Source organism: Bacteroides intestinalis DSM 17393, assembly GCF_000172175.1.
Lineage (GTDB): Bacteria > Bacteroidota > Bacteroidia > Bacteroidales > Bacteroidaceae > Bacteroides > Bacteroides intestinalis.
Genome location: NZ_ABJL02000008.1, coordinates 2451868 through 2476557 on the forward strand (window position 1 = coordinate 2451868; position 24690 = coordinate 2476557).

Here is a 24690-nt window from a genome sequence, read left to right on the forward strand (position 1 = left end):
TAGTTTAACACGATTTACAGTAAATTGTTCAAACGCATTTGCAGGTCATTTTCATCGACACAAAGCACCTCACGCGCTTTACTGCCTTGTGCAGGTCCCACAATTCCGGCTTTTTCCAATTGATCCATCAAGCGTCCTGCACGATTATAACCGATAGCAAACTTACGTTGGATCAATGAAGTAGAACCTTGCTGATGGATGACAATCAGGCGGGCAGCATCTTCGAACAACGGATCCAAACGTCCCATATCCACATCTCCCAGATCACCTCCGCCATCTTCACTGACATATTCGGGCAAGTAGAATGCAGTAGGATATCCTTGTTGCTTGGCAATGAACTTCGTGATTTCCGCCACTTCCGGTGTATCGATAAAGGCACATTGCACACGCACGGGATCGGCACCCTGCAGGAACAACATATCACCGCGTCCGATCAGCTGGTTAGCTCCCGGACGGTCGAGAATAGTACGCGAGTCTATCATGGCAGATACGCGGAAAGCAATACGCGCCGGGAAGTTCGCCTTGATTGTACCGGTAATGATATTTGTTGTCGGACGCTGTGTAGCGATAATCATGTGGATACCCACCGCACGCGCCAACTGGGCAATACGGGCAATAGGCAATTCAACCTCTTTACCTGCCGTCATTATCAAGTCACCGAACTCATCGATCACCACTACTATATAAGGCATGAATTTATGCCCCTTTTCCGGATTCAACTGGCGATTGATAAACTTCTCATTATATTCCTTGATATTACGCACATGTGCAGCTTTCAATAAGTCGTAACGTGTATCCATCTCTATACAGATAGAATTCAACGTTTGCACTACCTTGGTTACGTCTGTAATAATAGCATCTTCTCCATCGGGCAGCTTGGCAAGGAAATGATGTTCAATCACCGAATAGATACTGAATTCTACCTTCTTCGGGTCTACCAACACAAACTTCAGTTCAGCCGGATGCTTTTTATAAAGCAAAGAAGTGATAATGGCATTCAGTCCGACAGACTTACCTTGACCTGTGGCACCGGCTACCAGCATATGCGGCATTTTACAGAGGTCTACCATGAACACTTCATTGGTAATCGTCTTACCCAAGGCAACTGGCAAGTCATAAGTAGACTCCTGGAACTTTTTACTGCCGATAATACTCTGTCCGGAAACGATTTTCGGATTAGAGTTCGGCACTTCAATACCAATCGTTCCTTTTCCCGGAATCGGTGCAATGATACGAATACCCAATGCCGAAAGGCTAAGAGCGATATCATCTTCCAGACCGCGAATCTTAGAGATACGCACGCCTTGTTCGGGAGTGATTTCATACAGCGTCACCGTAGGCCCCACCGTTGCCTTGATCGTACTGATTTCAATACCAAAACTACGCAACGTATTTATAATCTTGTCCTTATTGGCATTCTGTTCCGCCATGTCAATAGTTGGCTCGGCATTATCGTAATGCTTCATCAAGTCGACAGTAGGATAGCGATAATTTTCCAGATCGAGACGAGGATTATAAGGTTCCTTTTCCGAACCTTTATATTCGTCGTCATCCTCTGCAGCTTCTATTTCAAAAGTAGGTTCTACCGCTGCAGGTTTCTCATGAAGAGAAGGAGCAGGATCGGAGACCGGGGTTTCAATAATCATAGAAACTTCTTCCCCCGACGGCTTGGCAGGTTGAGGTTCTGTAATACCACCTAAATCCAGTGTTATTTCATTTTCCGGTTCCATTACCGGCTCAGGAACTTCAATGGGAGTTTCTTCTTCTTTCGTATCAGCCTCCGCCACATCAGGAGCAGAAGCAGGTTTCTTCTTTCCTTTCGCCGTCCAAGAGTCTGTAAACTCTTCCGGTGTTTCACCTTTCTCTTCTTCTTCCTTCTGTTTGCGCTTCAAGAAACTGAGGCTAAACAGCCTCCGCAACCAGATCACGGTACGTGCACTGATATAGATAAGGAAACAGATAGCAGTCACCAACAAAATCATCCAAACGCCCGGCACGCCCACTTGCGACACCAGCCAATTGCTGACATTATATCCATGCATACCGCCCAGATATAAGAAAGAATCCTTGTATTGCTCCACAAAAGCGAATCCAAAGAAGACAGAAAACCAGACGAGCAATAGCGAGCATCCGATAAACCACTTCCAAAGCCGAACCACACGCACACGCATCAACTTCAGTCCCGCCACTGCGAGAAACACAAGAATGAAGAAAGACGATATGCCGAAGCAGTCGTTAATGAGATAGCTTGCCAACTGTGCACCACGCGAACCGGCATAGTTCTTCACTCCATTATTGGTAGAAGCCAGTTCCTGCGCACTGCCCGAGTCAATAATACTTTGATCCGCCGCTCCCGTAAAGAAGAACGAAGAAAAGGCTAATAGCAAGTATACTGAAAAGATGACCAGTACCAAGCCGATAACAAAGTGAATGGTTTCGTTTTTAAAGATTGCCCTTATTTTACCAAACAAGGAAAGAGTCTGTTCCGTATCTTTAATTGAATTTTTCTTAGCCATGAATATAATTCCTTAGTAAATGATAGATTGGTGCAAAAGTAACAAAAATATTCAATCCTTCCACCAGATACCTATCAATATCTGTTGATTACCTCTTTGGCTTTGTTTACAGCAGTAGCTGCCGGAATTTCTCCCAAACTCCGCTCGTCGAACATTTGCAATATTTTCTCAATATTCTTAATAGCACCTTTATTACCTTTCTTCTTAAATTCTTCTTTCAGAATACGCACTTTTTCAAAAGCTTGCACACCCTCGACCAGACGCTCCATGCGGATGGATGAACGAGCACCGGGATAGATCAGATAAGTATCCCCTGCCGCCCACGCGGTAAAACGGCTATCCTGCAACGGATTTTTCACCCAGCTATTCAATGCCCAACGCAAATAACCATCCAGATTTTCTTTAGCGCTATGCCATGCCAGCCATTCGGCTTCGGCAGGTGGGCTAAAAGTAAAGGTGTTCGGACGAGGTTCCGAACAGCAGGTATAATAAGTGGTTACTTTTCCGGCTTCACGGCGTGAATCAATCGTTTCAGGCGGGAATCTCTCGGCAATCGTAATGCAATAATCATCCAGTTCATCCACCAATTCAGGGTGATAAGTTCCGGCCAGTGAAACCTTAAAATCCTTATCGGCTTTGCGGATCACTTTTAATGTTTCCTGCATGTCTTTCATGAGGCGTTCATCCATAGCGATATGAGTAATCTCAAACCATCCTTTTTCCTTCAGATGTTGGGCAAACGATTTCAGCATCGTTATCCAGAACTCTTCGTAAGCAGCTTCTCCCGGCTTGGCATTCAAATATTTGAATGAATTGCTCGCCTGGTCAAAGTACTGAAAAGAAAGTCGCCAAGGTACCATAGAGAAACAACTGATTTGCTTCCTGACACCTGTGCTCATCATAAACTCCACCCATTTATCGAACACCATATAATCAAAATACCAGGTACCGTCGGCTTTCTTCAGCCAGGTGACCATGCTCTCGAAAGCATCATACGTCTGCCCGTTCCAAGGCTTGTGCATAATGGAAGCGGTAATCACTTTCCCGCCTGCATCGGCATACAACTTCATCAACGGGCGCATCAGTTCAAAATGTTTGTCACTGAATGGTTCCACCCCATAATAGCGCGCCACAGCATAGGGATTCTGCCATAGGTCCAGATGGAAAGCCCATTCGGAAGGAACAGGAAGGATACGGTTCTTTACATTAACAGTCAGTTTCAATTCAGACAAAGCAGTATCTCCGTTTCGCACGGTAACCGTTCCCGTATATTTTCCGGCTTTAGCATACTGCGGCACTCGAACACTGATCCAACCTCCTTGGGCAGAGTTGGCAGGAATCACCAGGGAAGGGGTAAGATGATCAAGTACATCCGCCACCAGAGTAGAGTCAAAGTCGGCACTGTTGCGATAGCCACATGCCCCCAATCCATCCTTGTTCAGTTCATCGGTCATAACATAGCGTACAAAACTAGTGCGAATATCGTCTTTACTAATGGTTTCGGAGCCGGAAGTCAGATCACTGACAGTGAAAGTCAGATTGTTTAATGTTTCAGGAGTCCACACTACCAGTTGGGCAGATACTTTTTCACCTTTCCAAGCTGTGAGATTAATATTTTTCTTTATTCCGGAAATAGCGGCAGGTTCTTCCTTCTTATACCGTATGTCCGTACTTCCCCAACTGACTTGCGGGACTTTCACTTCAGACCATAAAACCGGATTGACGGCTACTGGATTGGGAACCTCCTGATAAGATTCCGTATCTTGAGCATTCAGGCATACCGTAGAGAACAGGAGAGTTCCCAGGAATAAGAGTTTTGTCATAGGTTAACTACAAATTAGGGGTTTGGAAAGCAAAAATAAAGAAAAGGCAATGCGAAAACAAGGAAAGAGCGATGTTTTTAAAAAGAAAGAGTAAGACAATATTTTAACAAATATAAGAATAAAGACGGCAGAAAATAAATGAAGAGAAGTAGTTTACAGATAAAAGTTATGCGGAAAACTTAAAATTGGAAACATTCAAACAGACTATTAATAAGTAGCGAAATCTTATGGAACTGTTCTTTAGGAGATGCTGCATCAACAGGATAATACACACTCCAAAGTCTTGACAGATGGAAATGTACACAAACCAGATGCTTATAGCTGCGTTAGCTTGCGCACTTATCTGCATCGGGTAACGCTTATAGCTGCGTTGGCTTGCGCACCTATCTGAATCAGGCGATGCACCTATCTGAATGTACTTTTCCTAGCTAAATTCTTTTCTTAAGTTAATAATTTATTTAAAATCAGATTTGAAAGTAAAGTTAACGGTTATAACTGTATATTCTACTACTTCCATCTAAAACATGAAGTTTTTCTGTTTATGTGTGTAACACAGCTTAAAGAAAAAGTAAGGAAATTCGCGCCTCCGAGTGCGTATGCGCCCGTACATCATTAATAAGAAAAAGACGGCACGGACGTATTATTCCACCGTGACCGCAGCTTATCTACCGGATTCTATTCCAAGATCGTTTCGGGTCTATATTCTCGAAATCTACCGTCAAGACTCCAGAATTGTAGCTGGCGGGTAGAATAATGGCGTCGTAGGTGGCGGTGAAGGCAACGGTGGCAGTGAAGGCAGCATAAATGTGAATGAAATGTTTAACGAACTATTGCTTAGTAAAATGCAAATAAATTTGCTACTGCACTCGGTTTGCACTATCTTTGCGTTTCAAAATCAAGTAGATTATGAAAAAAGAAAGCCAAGTGATATTCGACCGCAACGTGGTGGAGTTCGTCACCGTAGCTGCCGAGTTCTGTAAGTTCCTAGAACAGGCGGAGACGATGAAACGCGATACATTTGTCGATACCTCATTAAAGATACTTCCGCTACTTTACCTCAAGACTGCCATGCTACCCGAAACGGAAATAATAGGCGATGAGGCCCCCGAAAGCTATGTGACGGAGGAAACGTATGAAGTGCTTCGCATCAACCTTGCCGGTATTCTTGCCGAAAAAGATGATTATCTGGATGTATTCATACAAGATATGGTTTATAGCGACCAACCCATCAAGAAGAATATTTCCGAAGACCTGGCGGATATTTACCAGGCCATCAAAGATTTCATTTTCGTCTTCCAACTGGGATTGAATAAAACGATGAACGACTCTCTCGCCATCTGCCAAGAGCAGTTCAAAGAGTACTGGGGACAAACGTTGGTGAACACTCTACGTGCACTACACGACGTGAAATACAACCATGCCGCCGAAGAAGAAGACACAATTGAAGAAGATTTTGATGAAGAAGAATGCGGTTGTCATGGCCACGATCATGGTCATTGCGATTGCGACGATGATGATTGCCATTGCCACGGCCATCATCATCACGAATAAAGAAATTAATTATGGTTATTAAAAAAACAATCAATAAGGAAGCTATCAAAGAAATGCCCAAAGTTCTCTTTCCAGGACAAATACATATGGTACAAACCCCCTGGGAAGCAGAAAAGGCAGTTACTTACCTGAAGCAATATCCTTTGCTGGGAATTGACAGCGAAACCCGCCCGTCGTTCACCAAAGGGCAATCACACAAGGTGGCACTGCTACAGGTATCCTCTGAAAAAGATTGCTTCCTCTTCCGCCTGAACCTGACCGGCCTGACGCTTCCTATTATTTCATTGCTGGAAAGCCCATCGGTCACCAAAGTCGGGCTCTCGCTGCGAGACGACTTTATGATGCTGCACAAACGTGCTCCCTTTGAACAACGCGCCTGCATCGAATTGCAAGAATATGTCCGTATGTTCGGCATACAGGACAAGAGCCTGCAGAAAATCTATGGTATCCTGTTCGGTGAAAAGATTTCCAAATCGCAACGTCTTTCCAACTGGGAAGCTGAACACCTGACCGAACCTCAGAAACAGTATGCGGCTACCGATGCATGGGCATGCCTCAACATCTATAACCGACTGCAAGAATTAAAAATCAGCGGTGACTATGAGTTGGCACCGGACGAAACAGAGGAAATTATAACCCAATAATCAGTGTGATACTACTCACTCATCACTAACAGCTAATCGTTAATCACTATAACAGCATGTACAAAGTATATCTCAAATCTGGCAAAGAAGAGTCATTAAAACGTTTTCATCCCTGGGTGTTTTCGGGTGCTATCGCTCATTTCGACGGTGAACCCGAAGAAGGCGAAGTAGTAGAAATTTATACTTCCAAGAAGGAATTCATTGCCAAAGGACATTTCCAGATTGGCAGCATTGCCGTACGCGTACTCTCTTTCCATCAGGATGAGGCTATCGATTTCGATTTCTGGAAACGCAAACTCAGTATTGCTTATGAGATGCGCCGCAGCATTGGTATTGCAGAGAACCCAACTAATAATACTTACAGACTGGTACATGGAGAAGGTGATAATCTCCCCGGACTAATCATTGATATTTATGCCCGCACCGCCGTGATGCAGGCACACTCTGCCGGTATGCATCTCGACCGTATGGAAATAGCCAATGCTCTCAGTGAAGTAATGGGTGATAAAATAGAGAATATCTATTATAAATCAGAAACGACTCTTCCCTTCAAGGCTGATCTTTACCCTGAAAACGGTTTCTTGAAAGGAGGCAGCACTGATAATGTAGCTATGGAATATGGACTGAAATTCCATATTGACTGGTTGAAAGGACAAAAGACAGGTTTTTTCGTTGACCAACGTGAAAACCGCTCCTTGCTGGAACGTTATGCAAATGGACGTTCCATATTAAACATGTTCTGTTATACCGGTGGCTTCTCTGTTTATGGTATGCGTGGAAATGCCAAACTGGTACATTCCGTAGACAGTTCAGCCAAAGCAATTGACCTCACAAATAAGAATATAGAATTGAATTTCCCCGGTGATGCCCGCCATGCAGCTTTTGCCGAAGATGCCTTCAAATATCTGGATCGTATGGGTGACCAATACGACTTGATTGTTCTGGACCCGCCTGCATTTGCCAAACACCGCGATGCTTTGCGCAATGCCCTGCAAGGTTACCGCAAACTGAATGTAAAAGCTTTCGAGAAGATCAAACCAGGCGGTATTCTATTTACTTTTTCCTGCTCGCAAGCAGTCAGCAAAGAAAACTTCCGCACGGCAGTCTTCACAGCAGCTGCAATGTCCGGTCGCAGCGTTCGCATCCTGCATCAACTGACGCAACCCGCCGACCATCCGGTAAGTATATATCATCCCGAGGGGGAATATCTGAAAGGATTAGTGTTGTATGTAGAATAAATAGTGCATGTACTTTGGTCCTTATAAAGGGGGAAAGCACTCCTTATATTCTAAAAGATGTTAAACCAAAGAAGAAAATCACTAAAACGTTATGTTGTATAACATAAAACCTCTACATTTGCACTGTGTTTTTCATGGTATTAGATTTAAGGTTAATAAAGATTGGCTGTCTGGGATAGATAGCCTTCTTTTTTTATATACACTTGCCTACTTCACTTTTTACCATCTATTCTTCACCATTCTTCACTTTTATGTGCTTTTTATCAATTAACTTGCTCACGCAATCAACGAAAATATTATATTTGCATCTATTATTTAATGTGAAAAGGAAACACACAAATTAGAAAAGTCATGAGTATAAAAGTTCGTTTGATTATCATGAACTTCCTGCAATTCTTCGTATGGGGGTCATGGTTAATTTCATTAGGAGGTTACATGGGCAGAGAACTCCACTTCGAAGGAGGCCAAATCGGTGCAATCTTCGCAACCATGGGTATCGCCTCTCTGATTATGCCTGGCATCATTGGTATCATTGCCGATAAATGGTTTAATGCAGAACGCTTATACGGACTTTGCCACATTGCAGGGGCTGCCTGTCTTTTCTATGCTTCCACGGCTACGGGATATGACCAGATGTATTGGGCAATGCTACTCAATTTATTGGTATATATGCCTACTTTATCACTGGCCAATACAGTTTCGTACAATTCGCTTGAACAATATAAGTGTGACCTTATCAAGGATTTCCCACCCATTCGCGTATGGGGCACTATCGGTTTCATTTGTGCAATGTGGGCGGTGGACCTTACCGGATTCAAGAACTCAAGCGCCCAACTCTATGTAGGTGGTGCATCCGCATTAATGCTGGGTCTGTACTCTTTCACCCTGCCAGCATGTAAACCTGCCAAGACCGGAAAGAAATCACTGATTTCTTCTTTAGGACTGGATGCATTCGTACTATTCAAAAGAAAGAAAATGGCTATTTTCTTCTTGTTCTCCATGCTTCTGGGAGCAGCGTTGCAGATTACCAACACGTATGGCGATCTTTTCTTAGGTAGTTTTGCCAGTATTCCGGAATATGCAGAGTCTTTCGGTGTGAAGCATTCGGTTATCCTGCTATCCATCTCGCAGATGTCCGAAACATTATTTATTCTCGCCATACCTTTCTTCCTGAGACATTTCGGAATTAAACAGGTCATGCTAATCAGTATGTTTGCATGGGTATTCCGATTCGGATTGTTCGGGTTCGGTGATCCGGGCTCCGGACTGTGGATGTTAATCCTATCCATGATTGTGTATGGCATGGCATTCGATTTCTTCAACATTTCAGGTTCGTTGTTTGTTGAACAGGAAACCAGTTCCAATATCCGCGCCAGTGCCCAGGGATTATTCTTTATGATGACAAACGGCTTGGGCGCCATTATTGGAGGATACGCCAGCGGTGCCGTAGTAGATGCCTTCTCGGTATATGCCGACGGCAGACTGGTGAGCCGAGAGTGGCCTCAAATTTGGTTGATCTTTGCTGCTTATGCATTGGTTATCGGTATTTTGTTTGCCTTGGTATTCAAGTACAAACACCAGCCGGAAGAAGCAGCAAATAAAAAGCAGTAAGTAGCAAGTGGCTGGTAGCTGCCAGCCACTCGGAAAAATATTATGGATAAAAAGAAGAAAATAGAACTAGAAGTACTAAACATTTCCAATAGTCAGGAACAAGCAGGAGCTTACGCTTTGGTATTGGGAGAAGTGGAGGGCACCCGCCAATTACCGGTTATCATTGGTGCGGCGGAAGCGCAGGCAATGCTAATCAGCCTGAAAGGGATTATTCCACCACGCCCCTTGACTCATAACCTTTTCGCTTCGTGTCTGGAAGTATTGGGAGTGAATATGATGCGTGCTCTTATCTACAGGGTAGACAATGGTGTATTCTATTCTTATATCTACCTGAAAGCAGACGATGCGATCATTCGCATGGATGCCCGCACATCCGATGCGGTTGCTATGGCTTTACGGATGAAAGCCCCCATCTTTATTTACGAGGAGATTCTGGAAGCGGAACAACTCAAAACCGGAAAAGAGAACGAAACTGGCAGTGTAGCTCCTATGGGCGAAAACCCTTCCCCACATGATGATGAATTCTTCCACGGAGATACGATGGAGATGCTACAAAAGGCATTGCAAGAAGCCATAGCCAACGAGAATTACGAACGAGCAGCCCACATCAGGGACGAAATTACCAAACGAAAAGAACAGCAATAGACTTATGCATGTATTCTATACACCCGACATACAAACCCGTGCCGAACTTCCCGAAGAAGAAGCCCAACACTGCATCCGCGTACTACGCCTCAATATTGGCGATCAGATTACATTGACCGATGGCAAAGGCTATTTCTATCGTGCAGAAATCAGTGCTGCTACCAACAAGCGTTGCATGGTAAACATTCTGGAGACCATTTACCAGGAACCTTTATGGAACGGACATCTGCACATTGCCATGGCCCCGACCAAGAATATGGATCGCACAGAATGGTTTGCTGAAAAAGCCACTGAAATAGGCTTCGATGAACTGACTTTCCTGAACTGCCGCTTCTCGGAACGGAAAGTTATCAAGATCGAACGTATCAGTAAAATACTGGTGTCAGCCATCAAACAATCCCTTAAAGCCCGTTTGCCACAACTGAATGAAATGACGGATTTCAACAAGTTCATCGCGCAGCCTTTCAAAGGACAGAAGTTCATAGCTCACTGTTACGAAGGAGAAAAGCCGCTATTGAAAGATGTGCTCCGCAAAGGAGAAGATGCACTGGTATTAATCGGTCCGGAAGGGGATTTCAGTGAAGAAGAAGTGCAAAAGGCAATAGAAAACGGCTTTACTCCCATTAGTCTGGGAAAGTCGAGACTGCGTACAGAAACGGCAGCTCTAGTGGCCTGCCACATTCTGAACTTACAAAATCAATGATAATCACACTTAAATAATAGTTATATGAAGAAAAGTTTGTTTCCCCGTTTGGCGTTGATGGCTGTAGTGGTCGCTCTTGTCAGCGCATGTTCCCAGAAGAAGCAAGAATACACCGATGTGATTCCTGCCAATGCTCATACGGTAGTCAGCATCAACCTGAAATCATTGGCTGACAAAGCAGGCCTCAATGACAAGGAGAACAAAGAAGTACAGGAAAAGCTGACGAATGCTTTGAAGAGCGGCATGAACGCTGCAACATTCCAGCAAATGGAAATGATAATGAAAGATCCGAAGAAATCGGGAATCGATGTATCGGAACCTTTGTATATCTTCACCACGGAAACATTCCCTACTACTATCGTTGCCAAAGTCAGCAGTGAAGACGACCTGCATGCACTGCTGGAAACATTGGAGAAAGAAAAAGTCTGTCAGCCTCTGGCAAACGGTGACGGTTTTCAGTTCACACAAATGGGGAATCAGGTACTCATAGCATATACTCCTTCAGTGCTTATGCTGACCAATTATAGCGGCACTACCCAGCTTGAGAAAATCAAAGAGAATATTCCTGCCTTGCTGAAACAGACGAATGAAAACAGCATTGTTTCAACTACTATCTTCAAAAAGATGCAGAAGATGGGAGGAGATATCAGCACTATGTTCTCTCCGGCAAGCCTGCTGGGCCCTTATGCCAATATGATCAAAGCAAGCGATATGCCCTACAACATTGACCTGAAAGACATGAAAATGTTGGGAAGCCTTTCCTTTGATAAAGGTAAGGTAAGCATGAAGTATGAGAGCTTCACAGAAAACCCGGAACTGCAAGCTTTGTTCGACAAGCAAAAGAAGGCAACCTGCCCCATAGAAAACACTTTCTTGAAATACTTCCCGAAATCCACCCTGATGTATCTCAGCATGGGTATCAATGGAGAAGAGTTCTATAACATGTTGTTGGAAAATGAGCAGTTCCAGAAGAATTTCTCCATAGCCAAGGCTAATGAAGTAAAAGAGTTGTTCGGCACATTCCAGAAAGATATTGCAATGGGGCTGATAAACTTCACTATGAATAACGCTCCTACTTTCCTGATGTACGCCAGTGTAAAGAGTGCTGCCCCCGTACAGTTATTGTATGAGAAAAAAAGCGAACTGGGCTTAAAAAGAGGAGACGACATCCTGAAACTGGGAGAAAACGAATATGTATATAAATCAAAGGAACTGAACCTGTTCTTCGGAGTTCGCAACAATAGTTTGTATGCTACGAATGACGAAATGTTGTACAAGAGCATAGATAAAGCCGTTAATCCATCCATTAAGGATACCGAATTTGCATCCAACATCAAAGGTAAGAACAGTGCTTTCGTCATTAATGCTGAAGCAATTCTTGCTTTGCCAATTGTGAAGATGTTATCGGAATATGGCGGCACACAATATGCAACAGCTTTTGCTTTGGTTGACAAGATAGCTTATGTAGAGGCTGTTGGGGACCCCAATAATAATGCAGATATGGTTATTCAACTGAAAGACAAAAACGTAAATGCATTGAAACAGATTGTAAACTTCATCAAAGAGTTTGCAGGCATCTAATCTCGATAAATAATGGAAATCATTCATCTGCGGCAAACACTTCCCCAAGTGTTTGCCGACCGGGATGCCATTTCATCCGACGTATGGCATCAAGACCTTGTGCTACAAAAAGGAGAGCGGTATCTGATTGAAGCTGCTTCGGGCACAGGTAAATCCTCTCTATGCAGCTATATCTACGGATATCGCCGCGACTATCAGGGTATCATTAACTTCGATGAACGAAATATCCGTTCGCTCTCCATTCATGAATGGGTGGAATTGCGAAAACATTCATTGAGCATGCTGTTTCAGGAGCTACGTATCTTCCCTGAACTGACCGCACTGGAGAATGTACAGTTGAAGAACCGGCTTACTAACTATAAGAAGAAAAAAGAAATCCTTGCTCTTTTTGAAACGCTCGGTATCACTGACAAAGTAAATGAAAAGGCTGGAAAGTTATCTTTCGGACAACAGCAACGCGTAGCTTTTATTCGTGCTCTCTGCCAACCGTTCGATTTCATTTTTCTGGATGAGCCTATCAGCCACCTGGATGATGATAACGGTACACTCATGGGACGTATACTGACCAAAGAGGCCGAACAGCAAGGTGCGGGAGTGGTTGTTACTTCCATTGGAAAACATATAGAGTTAGAATATAATAAAGTGATGAAACTATAAAATTAGTGATTAGGGTTTAGTGATAAGTGATTAGCACCATGCGGAATGATAGCACAGCCTACTAATCACTTATCACTAAACCCTAATCACTAATCACCTATCACTAAACGCTAATCACTAATAAAAGAACATAGAACTTCAATGAACAAACTTGTTTGGAAACTTCTCCGCCAACACATCAGTATCGGACAACTGACCGGCTTTTTCCTCGCCAATATCTTTGGGATGCTGATTGTATTGTTGAGCGTGCAATTTTATAAAGATGTCCTTCCCGTCTTCACGCAGGGAGATAGTTTCATGAAGAAGGATTATATCATCGCTACCAAAAAGATCAGCACCCTCGGCAGTATTACCGGACAAAGCAATACTTTCTCCAAAGATGAAATTAAGGAACTGGAAGCACAACCCTTCACACGTAGTGTAGGCGCTTTTACACCTACCCTTTTCAAAGTATCAGCAGGGCTGGGAATGGAGCAAGCCGGTATCCGCATCTCTACGGATATGTTTTTTGAATCTGTTCCCGATGAGTTTGTAGATGTCAGCTTGGACAAATGGCACTTTGACGAAGGTACACAAACCATACCTATTATCATTCCCCGTAACTACCTGAACCTTTATAACTTCGGTTTCGCACAGAGCCGCAACCTGCCGAAGTTGTCGGAAGGTGTAATGGGACTGATACAAATGGACATTGTGCTGCATGGCAACGGACGTGTAGAACAATACAAAGGGAATATTGTCGGTTTCTCCAACCGCTTGAACACTATCCTTGTTCCACAATCGTTTATGGAATGGGCCAATCAGGCTTTCGCATCCGAAAGAGAAGCACAGCCTTCCCGCCTGATCGTAGAAGTAAAGAACCCTACGGACACAACCATCACCGACTATTTTCAACTGAAGAACTATGAGACCGAAGGGGACAATCTGGATGCCGGAAAGACCACTTATTTCCTCCGCCTTATCACAGGTATTGTTTCCGGCGTGGGACTGTTCATCAGCATCCTCTCTTTCTATATCCTGATGTTAAGCGTATTCCTGCTGCTTCAAAAGAATACGGCAAAGTTGGAGAACCTGTTATTAATAGGTTACAGTCCTTCTAAAGTCGCATTACCTTATCACGTATTGACCGTAGGATTGAATTTGCTGGTACTGATCCTTGCCATAGGCGGTGTGGCCTGGTTAAGATCTTACTATACAGGCGTCCTGCAAACTCTCATTCCACAATTGGAAACCGGGTCTCTCCTACCCTGTATTTTGGCTGGAAGTATCTTATTTATAGCAGTATCTGCCTTGAATATTCTTCTGATACGAAGGAAAGTACTCTCTATCTGGAAAGGAAGTAAAGAAAAGTAAAGAGTATGATAAAACGAAAAGTAAAAAGAATAATAGTAGCATGTCTCATGCTGCTATTTCTTTTATCAGCAGGAATTTTTATCTTTCGGGGAAGCCTACTGCGTCACATCGCAGATCAACGTATTACCCTACTGGAACAGCGTTATGGGCTGGATATCAGCTACAGAGAACTCCATATGAAGGGCCTGAACACAATCGCTATCGACGGACTGAGCGTAGTTCCGCAGGAAAGAGATACACTGTTTGCCCTGCAATCCCTCAATGTTCGTATCGGCCTTTGGAAACTGATGTGGGGAGATATCAAGATTAAAGAAGTCCGGCTCGACGGCCTCTCACTCAATTTCATTAAAAAGGACTCCATAGCTAATTACGATTTTCTTTTCCGTACTTCTGCCGAGCCCACCTCTCCCAGTGAACAAAGTTCCAGTACCGATTATACCCGTCGCATCAATACAACATTAAACCTCCTTTTCGGATTATTACCCGGCAATGGAGAACTCACCCACCTTACTATCACTGAACGGAAAGATCATAACTTTGTCAGTTTCCGCATTCCCCGTTTCGTTATTGACGACTACCATTTCCTGTCCGAAATAACAGTTCAGGAAGACAGTTTAAATCAACAATGGAATACTGAAGGAGAATTTAATCCTTCGGAAAGACGGTTGTATGCCACTTTGCATGCTCCACAACTGACTGTTCCCTATATCAACCGCCGATTTGGTGCAGAAGTACAATTTGACAGCCTGACATGTAATTTCTCACAGGAAAAGGTAAGTGGCGGAATCACTCGCTTGGTCGGCCAGTCGGAAGTACGGGGATTGCAAGTATATCATAAACGATTGTCTCCCGAAACCATCAATCTGGATCGCGGTCAACTGGACTTCTATGTTAATGTCAGTCCACAGGCTGTAGAACTGGATAGTGCCAGCCTTGTACGCTTCAATGCATTGACCTTTCATCCTTATTTTAGGGCAGAACGCGTTGGAGAAAAGACCAATCAAAAAGAGTGGCACTTTACAGTTTCCGTTCGTAAACCCTGGTTCACTTCGGAAGAACTGTTCGGTTCGCTGCCCAAAGGACTTTTTGAGAATCTGGAAGACCTCAGCACTACCGGACAATTAGCTTATCATTTTCTACTGGATGTAGATTTCTCACAACTGGATAGCCTAAAGTTTGAATCGGAACTGAAGGAGAAAGATTTCCGTATTCTTCATTATGGAAAGACGGATTTGGGTAAGATGTCCGGTGAGTTTATCTATACAGCTTACGAAAACGGACAACCGGTATATACGTTCCCTGTCGGTCCGTCATGGGAACATTTTACACCACTGGACAGCATTTCTCCCTTGCTGCAAATGTCTGTTATGCAAAGTGAAGACGGAGCATTCTTCTATCACCGGGGATTCCTGCCGGACGCTATGCGCGAAGCTTTGATTCATGATCTGGAAGTCCGTAAATTTGCTCGCGGAGGTAGCACGATCTCCATGCAATTAGTAAAGAATGTCTTCCTGAACCGCAATAAGAATATAGCCCGCAAACTGGAAGAAGCGCTTATCGTCTGGCTCATCGAAACCGAACACCTCACCCCAAAGGCCCGCATGTACGAAGTTTACCTGAATATAGCCGAATGGGGGCCTATGGTTTACGGTATCCATGAAGCAGCTGATTTCTATTTCGCCAAGCGTCCTTCACAATTGAGTATAGAGGAATCTATCTTTCTTGCTTCCATTGTTCCTAAACCGAAACACTTCAAAAACTCATTTACTACAGGCGGCAAACTGCAAGAGAGTCAGGAAGGTTACTTCCGCCTGATTGCAGAAAGACTGGCCAAGAAAGAAGTGATTACCGATGCACAAGCGGCACAGGTAAACATTAATAATGTGGTACTAAAAGGAGTGGCTAAATCAAGTTTTGTAAGTGAAGGTTGGCAATAAAGCAAAACTGTACAAAAATGAATAAATCTATGTTTTTTATATGCAATTTTTATCTCTTTTCTTTCTTGTCTTGTCACTTTCCCCACCCTCTCTCAGATACCTTCAGGATGGGGGTACAATGAGTCAGGGACTGAAAGGCATTCACTCAACGAATCGGAGGAGTAGCTGAAGGAAAGGAAGAAATTTACAAGTTTTTTGTAAGTATAATTACCAACTGATGAAATATACAATGAATCACCATCTAACTCATATCGGAAAAGGAAGGAATAAAAAAAGAGTGATAAGGTGGTAAGGTGTGATAGGGTGATAAAGTGGCTGCGCTATATATCAAAGAGTCTTATCCCGCTATCACTTTATCACCCTACCACCTTATCACATTTTGTTCATAACCCGTCCATATTAAATAAATTCCTAAAACTTATCCCTGATGCGCCAACATATACTCCTTAGGCGACATGCCATGCACTTCCTTGAAAGAACTGGAAAAATGCGACAAGTTCGTGTAGCCCGTAGCATACGCTACTTCGGATACTGTCAGTTTCTTCTCTTTCAACAAGGCAGCAGCCTGCTGTAAGCGGATATTCTTAATAAAGTCGCGTGCCGAAAGATTTGTCAGTTCTTTCAGTTTCCGGTGCACATGGACACGACTTAAGCCCACATTCGCCGCCAACATTTCCACATTGAGATCCGGATTGGACAGATTCTCGTTGATAACCTTCATTATCTTACTCATCAATATCTCATCTGCCGATTTCATACTCAACTTCTGTACCTTATCTTCCTGCTGCTGCGCACCGCTGAACTTGCTCTTCAGCAGTTTACGATTAGCAATCAGATTAGCAATCGTACTCTTCAGAAGTTCCGTATTGAAAGGCTTCACCATATAAGCATCCGCACCGGTTGCCATACCTTCCATGGTATCCTCGGGCTTGGATTTAGCCGTTAACAAGATTACAGGCACATGATTGACATTCGTATTCTGCTTAATCTTCCGACATAATGATAATCCATCCATTTCCGGCATCATGATATCGCTGATCACCAAGTCAGGAGTATCTGCAAGGATCGTATCATAAGCCTCCCTACCATTCTTCCGGGTCATAATCCGATAATCCCCTTCCAATTCTTCTTTCAGGTAAGAGAGGATTTCTTCCTCATCCTCCACTATCAATATGCGCATGCGATTTTTCGACTTACCCGCCTTCTTGCTTTCTTCGTCCTCTTCTTCTTCAAAGGCTCCCTCTAAATCCGTCTTCTCCGGTTTAACCCACACGGTATGAGGGGTGATGACTGCTTCCACATCTTCCAGTTCGTCCGTACGCAGATGGGCAGAGCCCAACGGTATACGGATAATAAAACGGCTACCCGGAGCATCTTCCCGATTCTCTGCCAGGATGATGCCATGATGCAGTTCCACCAATGAACGGGACAAATGCAAACCGATACCCGTACCGAAGTTCGATTTAGTCACATCATTATCTATCTGATAGAACCGTTCGAAGATACGCTCTATCTTTTCCCGGTCGAGTCCGATGCCGTTATCCGTCACAGTTATTTCAAAGTACTCCTTCAGCGGATCACGCCGGGTGGAATCACGTCCGGTAGAAAGTGTAACCGTAATCTCTCCTTGCTCCGGTGTGTACTTAAAGGCATTGGAGAATATATTCATCAGTATCTTATCGAAGTTATTCATATCCACCCATACCTTCAACTGCGGCATGACGTGTTCGAAACTGAAATGTATCTTCTTCTTCCGCGCCATATAGTCGAAAGTAAGCATCACATCGTCAATGAAACCCACCATATCCGTCTCCCGGAATTTCATGAACATCTGTCCTTTATCCAGCTTACGAATGTCCATCAATTGGTTTATCAGGCGAAGAATACGTTGTGCATTCCGGTAAATCATCAGGTAAGTCTTCTGTACTTCTCCTCCCTTCTTTTCAGCCAGCAATTTCTCCAGAGGATTAATAATCAGCGTCATCGGAGTACGTATCTCATGCGAGATATTGATGAAGAACTGCAGCTTCGCTTCATTCAATTGTTCGGCATGTTCGCGCTTCATGATTTCACGGCGATGGCGCATACGCGACAGGATATAATTCACAATACCCAATACAAGCAAGCCGAACAGGAACGCATAAATACAATACGCCCACCACATCTCATACCAGGGCGGAGTAATCAGTATCTTCACAGTACGTATCTCCGAAAGATTGCCATGACTCAACGCCCGCACATGGAAAGTATATTTGCCGGGCAGAAGATTATTATACGTCACCCGGTTCACCCCCGGCTCAGTGCTAAGCCACTGGTTACTCAGTTCTTCAATCTTATACTGATAGGATATCTGTTCCGGATTGTTGTATTGCAACGTAGAGAACACAATGCTGAACGTATTATCATAATGAGCCAACTGGAACATATTCGCATCCGGCACAGATGTATAAATAACGGTATGTCTTCCCGAACGTGTATTCTTCCGTACAGGCTGGTTAAAGATAGAGAAATCCGTAATCCAGACCTTGGCATCTTTCAGCACGCTCTCTATAGATGAAGGCTGAAAATAAGTGATACCATTGATTCCACCGAAATAGACTTTCCCAGCCTCGTCCTTATAGAATGCACCGTGCGTAAACTCGTTTCCCTGCAAACCATCGCCCGCATAATAATTGATATAACGGCCGGTTTTAGCATCATACTTGCAGATACCCATATAGGTGCTGATCCACATATTGTGCTCCTCGTCCTCACAAATTCCACAGATTACATTATTCGGCAAACCATCCGCCACCGTAAAGCAAGTAAGCTCATCAGTCTTCTTGTTGAAGCAATATAAACCGTCTGTCGTACCTGCCCAGATATTTCCGGCATGGTCTTCTTGCACTACATAGCCCACCCGGTCTTCAACCAGGGTGTTCACCTTCCGGTAATTAATAAAACTCTCATTAACCGGATTGAAACAACTAATGCCTTTATAATGCCCCAGCCAGATCATTCCCTCACTGTCACAAAAGATGTAGTTCACCCAGTCATTGGCCAATTCATTCCTCGTCAGGTCGCCCGTTTCGTCTTTAGACGACTCGTAGTGTTTCAACTCTTTCGTCACCAGATTATACTGATAGAAACCCGAACCGAAAGTAGCGATATAAAGATTCTTATGCCGATCTTCCGTAATTGAGAATATCTTCTCGTTGTCAACGGGCAGCGGGTACTCACACTCACCGGTTCTTCGGTTTAGTTTTGCCAATCCCCGGGTGTACGTGCCGAGCCAAAAATCTCCGTTCGTATCCTCGTACATACACATAATAGTATTAGCCATCGAACGCGGGTCATTGCCGGGCTGATAATGTCGCAGCCTCTTTCCTTCCGCATCCAGTTCAAATATTCCTTCATTGTCCGCCCCTACCCACAGATGACGATTACTGTCCTGATAAATAGACATTACACATCCTTGTCCGATGGGATTATAATGAATGGACTTATTGCCATAATACTCAAACGGATTTTCCTGCTTCGGCATCAGTACAATACCCTTCTGAAATAATCCTACCCACAGGTTCTTGTCTCGGTCTTCCATGATAGCGTGTATCTTTCCTTCCGAAAAATCCAGCGGCGCGGAATTGATACTATAATCCTCTATCTTTCCGGTCATCCGGTTGTAAGTCTTCAGTCCCTGACCGTCGGTACCGATCAGCAAACGGTCGTCCACTAACGTCAGACAATAGATGGACAGTTCCTCACCGCCCATATAGGGAACAGGAACAAAGCGGTTCTGCTCACGCTCATAACGGGACAAGCCATGCTTTTGAGTGCCAATAAACAAATTCCCGTACTTATCTTCACCGATAGCCGACACATAGTTATCATTAATCACCGGGTATCTGAACACACGAACTTCCTGCGTAGCAGGCAGATAGCAGATCAATCCATGTCCTTCCGTACCGATCCATATATTGTAATGAGAGTCTTCATATAAGTTCGACTGAAAGTTATAATTCACTTGCCTCATGATAGCGTCAATGGACTCCGCCTGCTGCTTCTCCTCGTCCAAGCGGAAAATGCCCTGCCCGGTAGTTACCACCCAAATCTCACCATTATGCAATTTCTGCATCTGCGTGATGTGTGGAAAAACCCGCTTGCCCGCACGTATCATTGGAATCTCCCGGAAAGTATCTGTTTCCGAATCATACTTCATCAACCCGTCAATGCAGCCTACCAGCAGATTCTGCCGACTGTCTTCAAAAAGCGTGCGCACATAATTGTTTTTGATGGAAGTGGAGTCGCCGGACACATGTTTATAGTTAGAAAACCGAAGCCCATCGAAACGGTTCAGTCCGTACTCAGTAGCTATCCAGATGAATCCACGCTTATCCTGAAAGATCTGGTTGATAAGACTGCTGGATAATTCATTGTTAGTGGAATAAAACTTACCGGTCTGCGCTGCCAAAGGCAGAACAACCAAGCACAACAATAAGACTATAAGGGGGGCTTTGTTAGGAGCTGTTTTCATTGCATTCTATACTTAAAGGTAAACAAAGATAGTGAAAACTTTCGGAATTAATTCATATTCCGCCAGAAATGAGTTTTTAGTCCGTTGATGGCGACTGCTTTCGTGTAGTCAATTATAAGTTTAAAGATAAATTACCGTTCACTTTTGTCCGAAAATCTTGATTTTTAAATAAAAAGATGAAAATGTGAGGTTGTAGTGCTCTGTATTTCAGGATTTTAAGAGGACTGCATCTCACATAACGACTGAGGTACCCTCACATAATGACTGAGGTACCCTTACATAACGACTGAGGTTGCCTAAAATAACGACTGAGGGTACCTCAAATAACGACTCGGGTCAGATGTAAATATAGAAGAGTAAATTTCAAGCATTGGTTTAACTCATAACCGTATAATAACGAACATAATTCAACTCCTGATTTGCATATTTTACTCATAAGTACCATCAGAAAGAAAAAAACAAGAAAATATGGGATTTATCACTTGAATATGTATCTTTCGGGTGTCAATTAAGCCCGAACGTAACACCAGCAAATGATTTTGTAACACAGGGAAAAGTCATGTTACATTTAAATGTAACACAGGCTACAATAAAATGCCTGCTTCTTCATATTATAGAATATCTTTGTCACAAACGAAAAGGAATGTTTAATCACTTAATCTAATTGAATACAAATATGGAAACTTAAAAATGAAATGCACGTCTTCACATCTTTAATAAAGAAAGAGAATATTATTGTTATCCAACTAAATTAATTTCATTATGAAATGCACAAATTATTGTTTTAAGCCTTTGGGGCTTCTATTCTTATTATGCCTGATACCTCTATGGGCATTTTCACAGAACATCACTGTGAAAGGTGTGGTGAAGGACGCCACAGGAGAATCAGTTATCGGTGCGAGCGTAGTGCAGAAAGGCACCAGTAACGGTATTATTACCGACATTGACGGTAACTTCACGCTGAATGTTCCATCCAACAGTACCATCGTAATTTCATTTGTGGGTTACAAGACTCAAGAAATTCCTGTAGCCGGGAAGACACAAATCAACGTTACCCTGAAAGAAGATGCTGAAATGCTGGACGAAGTCGTAGTGGTAGGTTACGGACAGATGAAACGTTCAGACCTGACAGGTTCGGTGGTATCGGTTAATGACCAGGCCATCAAGAAGTCGGTTCCGACTTCTATCGACCAAGTATTGCAAGGCCGTGCTGCCGGTGTGCAGATTCAGGCAAACACAGGTACACCGGGCGGTAGCTCCGCCATCCGCATCCGTGGTATCAACTCACTGAACGCCACTAATCAACCTATCTTTGTGATAGATGGCGTAATAGTAGACTCTTCAAGCAGTGACAACGGAACCTCCAACCCGTTGTCCAGCATTAACCCTTCGGACATTGTCTCCATGGACGTGCTGAAGGATGCTTCCGCCACCGCCATCTATGGTGCACGAGCTTCTAACGGTGTCATCATGATTACTACTAAACGAGGCAAAGCCGGTGAGGCTACCATCACCTACGATGGCTATGTAGGCTGGCAAAGCATGCCCAAGAAACTGGAAATGATGAATTTACGCGAATATGCCGCCCACCACAACGTGCGTGCCGATGCACAGATTGTGGCTCATAGCAACAATTTCGTCAATCCTGAATTACTGGGCGAAGGAACCGACTGGCAAGACGAGCTGTATCGCAACGCCTTGATGACCAGCCATAATATATCCATCACAGGCGGTCAGGAAAAAGTGACCTACGCATTCAGTGCAGGCTATTTGGATCAGGCGGGTATCGCTTTGGGATCCGGCTTCAAACGTCTCTCCCTGCGAGGCAATCTGGAAGCTCAAATCAAGAGCTGGCTGAAGGGAGGTATCAACTTCTCCATGTCGGACAGCAAGCAAAAAGTGGGTGCCGACAATAACATTATCATGACTGCCCTGCAATCGCAACCTTCTACCGCCGTCACTTCGGCAGACGGGTCCTATGACGGTCCGGACGACCAATACATGCCCGACAACCCCGTGGCACTGGCCGAAATCCGCACCAACAACAACAAGAAAGAGAATTTCCGTTTCAGTACCTATCTGGAAGCCACGCTGTTGAAAGGGCTGACCCTGAAGACAGAACTCTCCACCGACTACAACCTGAACAAGTATTACTATTATGAACCGGACTTCACCTTCGGTGTGAAAGTAAACAACACCCGCACGGGTCGCTGGACCAAGAATGATTCCAAATACTGGAGCTGGCGCAACATACTGACCTACAACCGCACGTTCAACGACAAGCACAACATCAACGCTATGGTGGGACAGGAAATGAGCGAAAACCATTGGGAGACCCAGGAGAGCCGTGCCACAGGCTATCTGTCCAATTCCGCCCAAGACCCCAGTGCAGGCGGACAAGTGGACGGTTCGGGTTATCAGGACAACAGCTCCATCCTTTCCTACTTCGGACGCGCCTTCTACTCGTTTGCCGACCGCTACCTGCTAACGGCCACCATCCGACGCGACGGTTCTTCCAAGTTTGCCAAAAACAACCGCTGGGGATGGTTCCCTTCTGCAGCCCTGGCATGGAAAGCAAGCAACGAGACGTTCCTCAAGGACAATCCGATCATCAACAACCTGAAAATCCGCTTGGGTTGGGGTACTACCGGTAACCAGAACGTGCAAGACTGGGCCTATATCGCCCTGCTTGCCACCAAGAACACCCCGTGGGGTAACGGTGTACTGAACGGCAATACCGCTAATCCCGACCTGAAGTGGGAAACGACCTATTCCACCAACCTAGGTCTGGATCTGAACCTCTTCGACAACCGCATTGAGTTCATCGCCGACTTCTACTACAAGAAAACCAAGGATATGCTGCTGCAAGTGGCTCTACCCGCATTCTTGGGCTCGTCCGGTCAAGGTGCTGCCAGCAATCCCTGGAGCAATATAGGCTCGCTTGAGAACAAAGGTGTGGAACTGACCCTGAATACCGTGAACATCGACACCAAGGACTTCCAATGGAGAAGCAACTTCGTATTCTCACTCAACCGCAACAAGGTGGTGGAAATGGATACCGAAACCGGTAGCCTGCCCTACTCCCTGCAAGTGGGTTCAGATACACAAACCGTAACCAACTCCGTAGCAGGAAAACCCATCGCACAGTTCTGGGGATATAAGGTAATCGGACGTTTTGACGAACCTACCGACTTCTACTACACAGATGCCAATGGAGCTGTTAAGGAAGTGGCACGCCCCATCAACCAAGGCATTGCCCAAGGAGAAACGTGGCTGGGCGATTACATCTTTGCCGACATTAACAATGACGGGAAAATAGACAACAACGACCAGACATTTATCGGAAATCCCGAACCTAAGTTCACCTACGGCATAGGAAACACCTTCTCCTGGAAGGGCTTCGACCTGACCATATTCCTGAGTGGCAGCTACGGCAACGACGTACTGAACTACAACCGTCGCTGGCTGGAACAGTCGGGCGCCAACAGCAACCTGTTGAAATCCACCGGCTATGCCATCGTAGAGAAGATTGATCCCAACGGACCGGATGACTTCCGTAACTTCCACGTAACGGGTGGTGACCCTTTGTCACCCCGCCTCTACACAGCCAGTGCCAAAAACTTCAACTGGCGCGTGAGCGACCGCTACATAGAAGACGGTTCTTATCTGCGCATACAGAACATCTCTCTGGGCTACACATTCCCCAAGAAATGGCTGGGGAAGACTCCCATCCAGAACCTGAAGGTGTATGCCAACCTGCAGAATGTATATACTTGGACCAAATACAAAGGCTACGACCCGGAAGTGGGCAGTCTGTGGGGCAATACCTTATATAATGGTATCGACTACGGACGTTATCCTTCGCCCCGCATCTACACCTTTGGTTTGACCGCATCATTCTAATCCTAAAACAAAAAA

14 protein-coding genes are annotated in these 24690 nt (G+C 44.4%); 11 read left to right on the top strand and 3 right to left on the bottom strand.

Features of this window, described 5'->3' with window-relative positions; translation table 11 throughout:
• Positions 1 to 14: 14 nt before the first annotated feature.
• Positions 15 to 2516: a DNA translocase FtsK gene (locus BACINT_RS19495; protein ID WP_007666327.1), complete on the bottom strand. Its 2502-nt coding sequence runs from the start codon at positions 2514 to 2516 to the stop codon at positions 15 to 17.
• Between the two features lie 74 nt (positions 2517 to 2590).
• Positions 2591 to 4339 carry a DUF4091 domain-containing protein gene (locus BACINT_RS19500; RefSeq protein ID WP_007666329.1) on the bottom strand — a complete coding sequence of 583 codons (1749 nt, stop codon included), beginning with the start codon at positions 4337 to 4339 and terminating at the stop codon, positions 2591 to 2593.
• Positions 4340 to 5245: 906 nt separating this feature from the next.
• Between BACINT_RS19500 and BACINT_RS19505 the strand changes: the two genes are divergently transcribed.
• The 10 genes from BACINT_RS19505 to BACINT_RS19550 all read left to right on the top strand — a co-directional run bounded on the left by BACINT_RS19505 (position 5246) and on the right by BACINT_RS19550 (position 16259).
• A complete protein-coding gene (locus BACINT_RS19505; RefSeq protein WP_007666334.1) occupies positions 5246 to 5890 on the top strand; it encodes a DUF5063 domain-containing protein in 645 nt (214 codons plus the stop codon).
• 11 nt (positions 5891 to 5901) lie between these two features.
• Positions 5902 to 6534 (top strand): 3'-5' exonuclease, encoded by a 633-nt coding sequence (locus BACINT_RS19510; protein ID WP_007666336.1) that lies wholly within the window; start codon positions 5902 to 5904, stop codon positions 6532 to 6534.
• Between the two features lie 56 nt (positions 6535 to 6590).
• A complete protein-coding gene (locus BACINT_RS19515) occupies positions 6591 to 7772 on the top strand; it encodes a class I SAM-dependent rRNA methyltransferase (RefSeq protein WP_007666338.1) in 1182 nt (393 codons plus the stop codon).
• 351 nt (positions 7773 to 8123) lie between these two features.
• Positions 8124 to 9383, top strand: coding sequence for a nucleoside permease (locus BACINT_RS19520; protein ID WP_007666340.1), 1260 nt, complete (start codon positions 8124 to 8126; stop codon positions 9381 to 9383).
• 42 nt (positions 9384 to 9425) lie between these two features.
• Positions 9426 to 10028: a bifunctional nuclease family protein gene (locus BACINT_RS19525; RefSeq protein WP_007666342.1), complete on the top strand. Its 603-nt coding sequence runs from the start codon at positions 9426 to 9428 to the stop codon at positions 10026 to 10028.
• Between the two features lie 4 nt (positions 10029 to 10032).
• Positions 10033 to 10731: a 16S rRNA (uracil(1498)-N(3))-methyltransferase gene (locus BACINT_RS19530; RefSeq protein ID WP_007666344.1), complete on the top strand. Its 699-nt coding sequence runs from the start codon at positions 10033 to 10035 to the stop codon at positions 10729 to 10731.
• Between the two features lie 24 nt (positions 10732 to 10755).
• Positions 10756 to 12312, top strand: coding sequence for a DUF4836 family protein (locus tag BACINT_RS19535; RefSeq protein WP_007666355.1), 1557 nt, complete (start codon positions 10756 to 10758; stop codon positions 12310 to 12312).
• Positions 12313 to 12324: 12 nt separating this feature from the next.
• Positions 12325 to 12969 carry an ATP-binding cassette domain-containing protein gene (locus BACINT_RS19540; protein ID WP_007666357.1) on the top strand — a complete coding sequence of 215 codons (645 nt, stop codon included), beginning with the start codon at positions 12325 to 12327 and terminating at the stop codon, positions 12967 to 12969.
• Positions 12970 to 13110: 141 nt separating this feature from the next.
• A complete protein-coding gene (locus tag BACINT_RS19545; protein WP_007666361.1) occupies positions 13111 to 14322 on the top strand; it encodes a hypothetical protein in 1212 nt (403 codons plus the stop codon).
• A 5-nt stretch (positions 14323 to 14327) separates the two neighbouring features.
• A complete protein-coding gene (locus tag BACINT_RS19550; protein WP_007666369.1) occupies positions 14328 to 16259 on the top strand; it encodes a transglycosylase domain-containing protein in 1932 nt (643 codons plus the stop codon).
• 418 nt (positions 16260 to 16677) lie between these two features.
• Here BACINT_RS19550 and BACINT_RS19555 read toward each other — a convergent pair whose 3' ends face one another.
• Entirely contained in the window at positions 16678 to 20772 is a 4095-nt protein-coding gene (locus BACINT_RS19555; RefSeq protein WP_007666371.1) for a hybrid sensor histidine kinase/response regulator transcription factor, read from the bottom strand.
• A 762-nt stretch (positions 20773 to 21534) separates the two neighbouring features.
• On the opposite strand from BACINT_RS19555, the gene BACINT_RS19560 reads away from it, so the two are divergent.
• Entirely contained in the window at positions 21535 to 24675 is a 3141-nt protein-coding gene (locus BACINT_RS19560) for a SusC/RagA family TonB-linked outer membrane protein (RefSeq protein WP_007666373.1), read from the top strand.
• The last annotated feature ends 15 nt before the right edge of the window (positions 24676 to 24690 follow it).

Bases quoted from the DNA above. Each gene is read 5' to 3' on its own strand.
- BACINT_RS19545 (WP_007666361.1), top strand. From the start codon at position 13,111: ATGAACAAACTTGTTTGGAAACTTCTCCGCCAACACATCAGTATCGGA.
- BACINT_RS19495 (WP_007666327.1), bottom strand. From the start codon at position 2,516: ATGGCTAAGAAAAATTCAATTAAAGATACGGAACAGACTCTTTCCTTG.
- BACINT_RS19500 (WP_007666329.1), bottom strand. From the start codon at position 4,339: ATGACAAAACTCTTATTCCTGGGAACTCTCCTGTTCTCTACGGTATGC.
- BACINT_RS19550 (WP_007666369.1), top strand. From the start codon at position 14,328: ATGATAAAACGAAAAGTAAAAAGAATAATAGTAGCATGTCTCATGCTG.
- BACINT_RS19540 (WP_007666357.1), top strand. From the start codon at position 12,325: ATGGAAATCATTCATCTGCGGCAAACACTTCCCCAAGTGTTTGCCGAC.
- BACINT_RS19515 (WP_007666338.1), top strand. From the start codon at position 6,591: ATGTACAAAGTATATCTCAAATCTGGCAAAGAAGAGTCATTAAAACGT.
- BACINT_RS19505 (WP_007666334.1), top strand. From the start codon at position 5,246: ATGAAAAAAGAAAGCCAAGTGATATTCGACCGCAACGTGGTGGAGTTC.
- BACINT_RS19510 (WP_007666336.1), top strand. From the start codon at position 5,902: ATGGTTATTAAAAAAACAATCAATAAGGAAGCTATCAAAGAAATGCCC.
- BACINT_RS19560 (WP_007666373.1), top strand. From the start codon at position 21,535: ATGAAATGCACAAATTATTGTTTTAAGCCTTTGGGGCTTCTATTCTTA.
- BACINT_RS19530 (WP_007666344.1), top strand. From the start codon at position 10,033: ATGCATGTATTCTATACACCCGACATACAAACCCGTGCCGAACTTCCC.
- BACINT_RS19525 (WP_007666342.1), top strand. From the start codon at position 9,426: ATGGATAAAAAGAAGAAAATAGAACTAGAAGTACTAAACATTTCCAAT.
- BACINT_RS19520 (WP_007666340.1), top strand. From the start codon at position 8,124: ATGAGTATAAAAGTTCGTTTGATTATCATGAACTTCCTGCAATTCTTC.
- BACINT_RS19555 (WP_007666371.1), bottom strand. From the start codon at position 20,772: ATGAAAACAGCTCCTAACAAAGCCCCCCTTATAGTCTTATTGTTGTGC.
- BACINT_RS19535 (WP_007666355.1), top strand. From the start codon at position 10,756: ATGAAGAAAAGTTTGTTTCCCCGTTTGGCGTTGATGGCTGTAGTGGTC.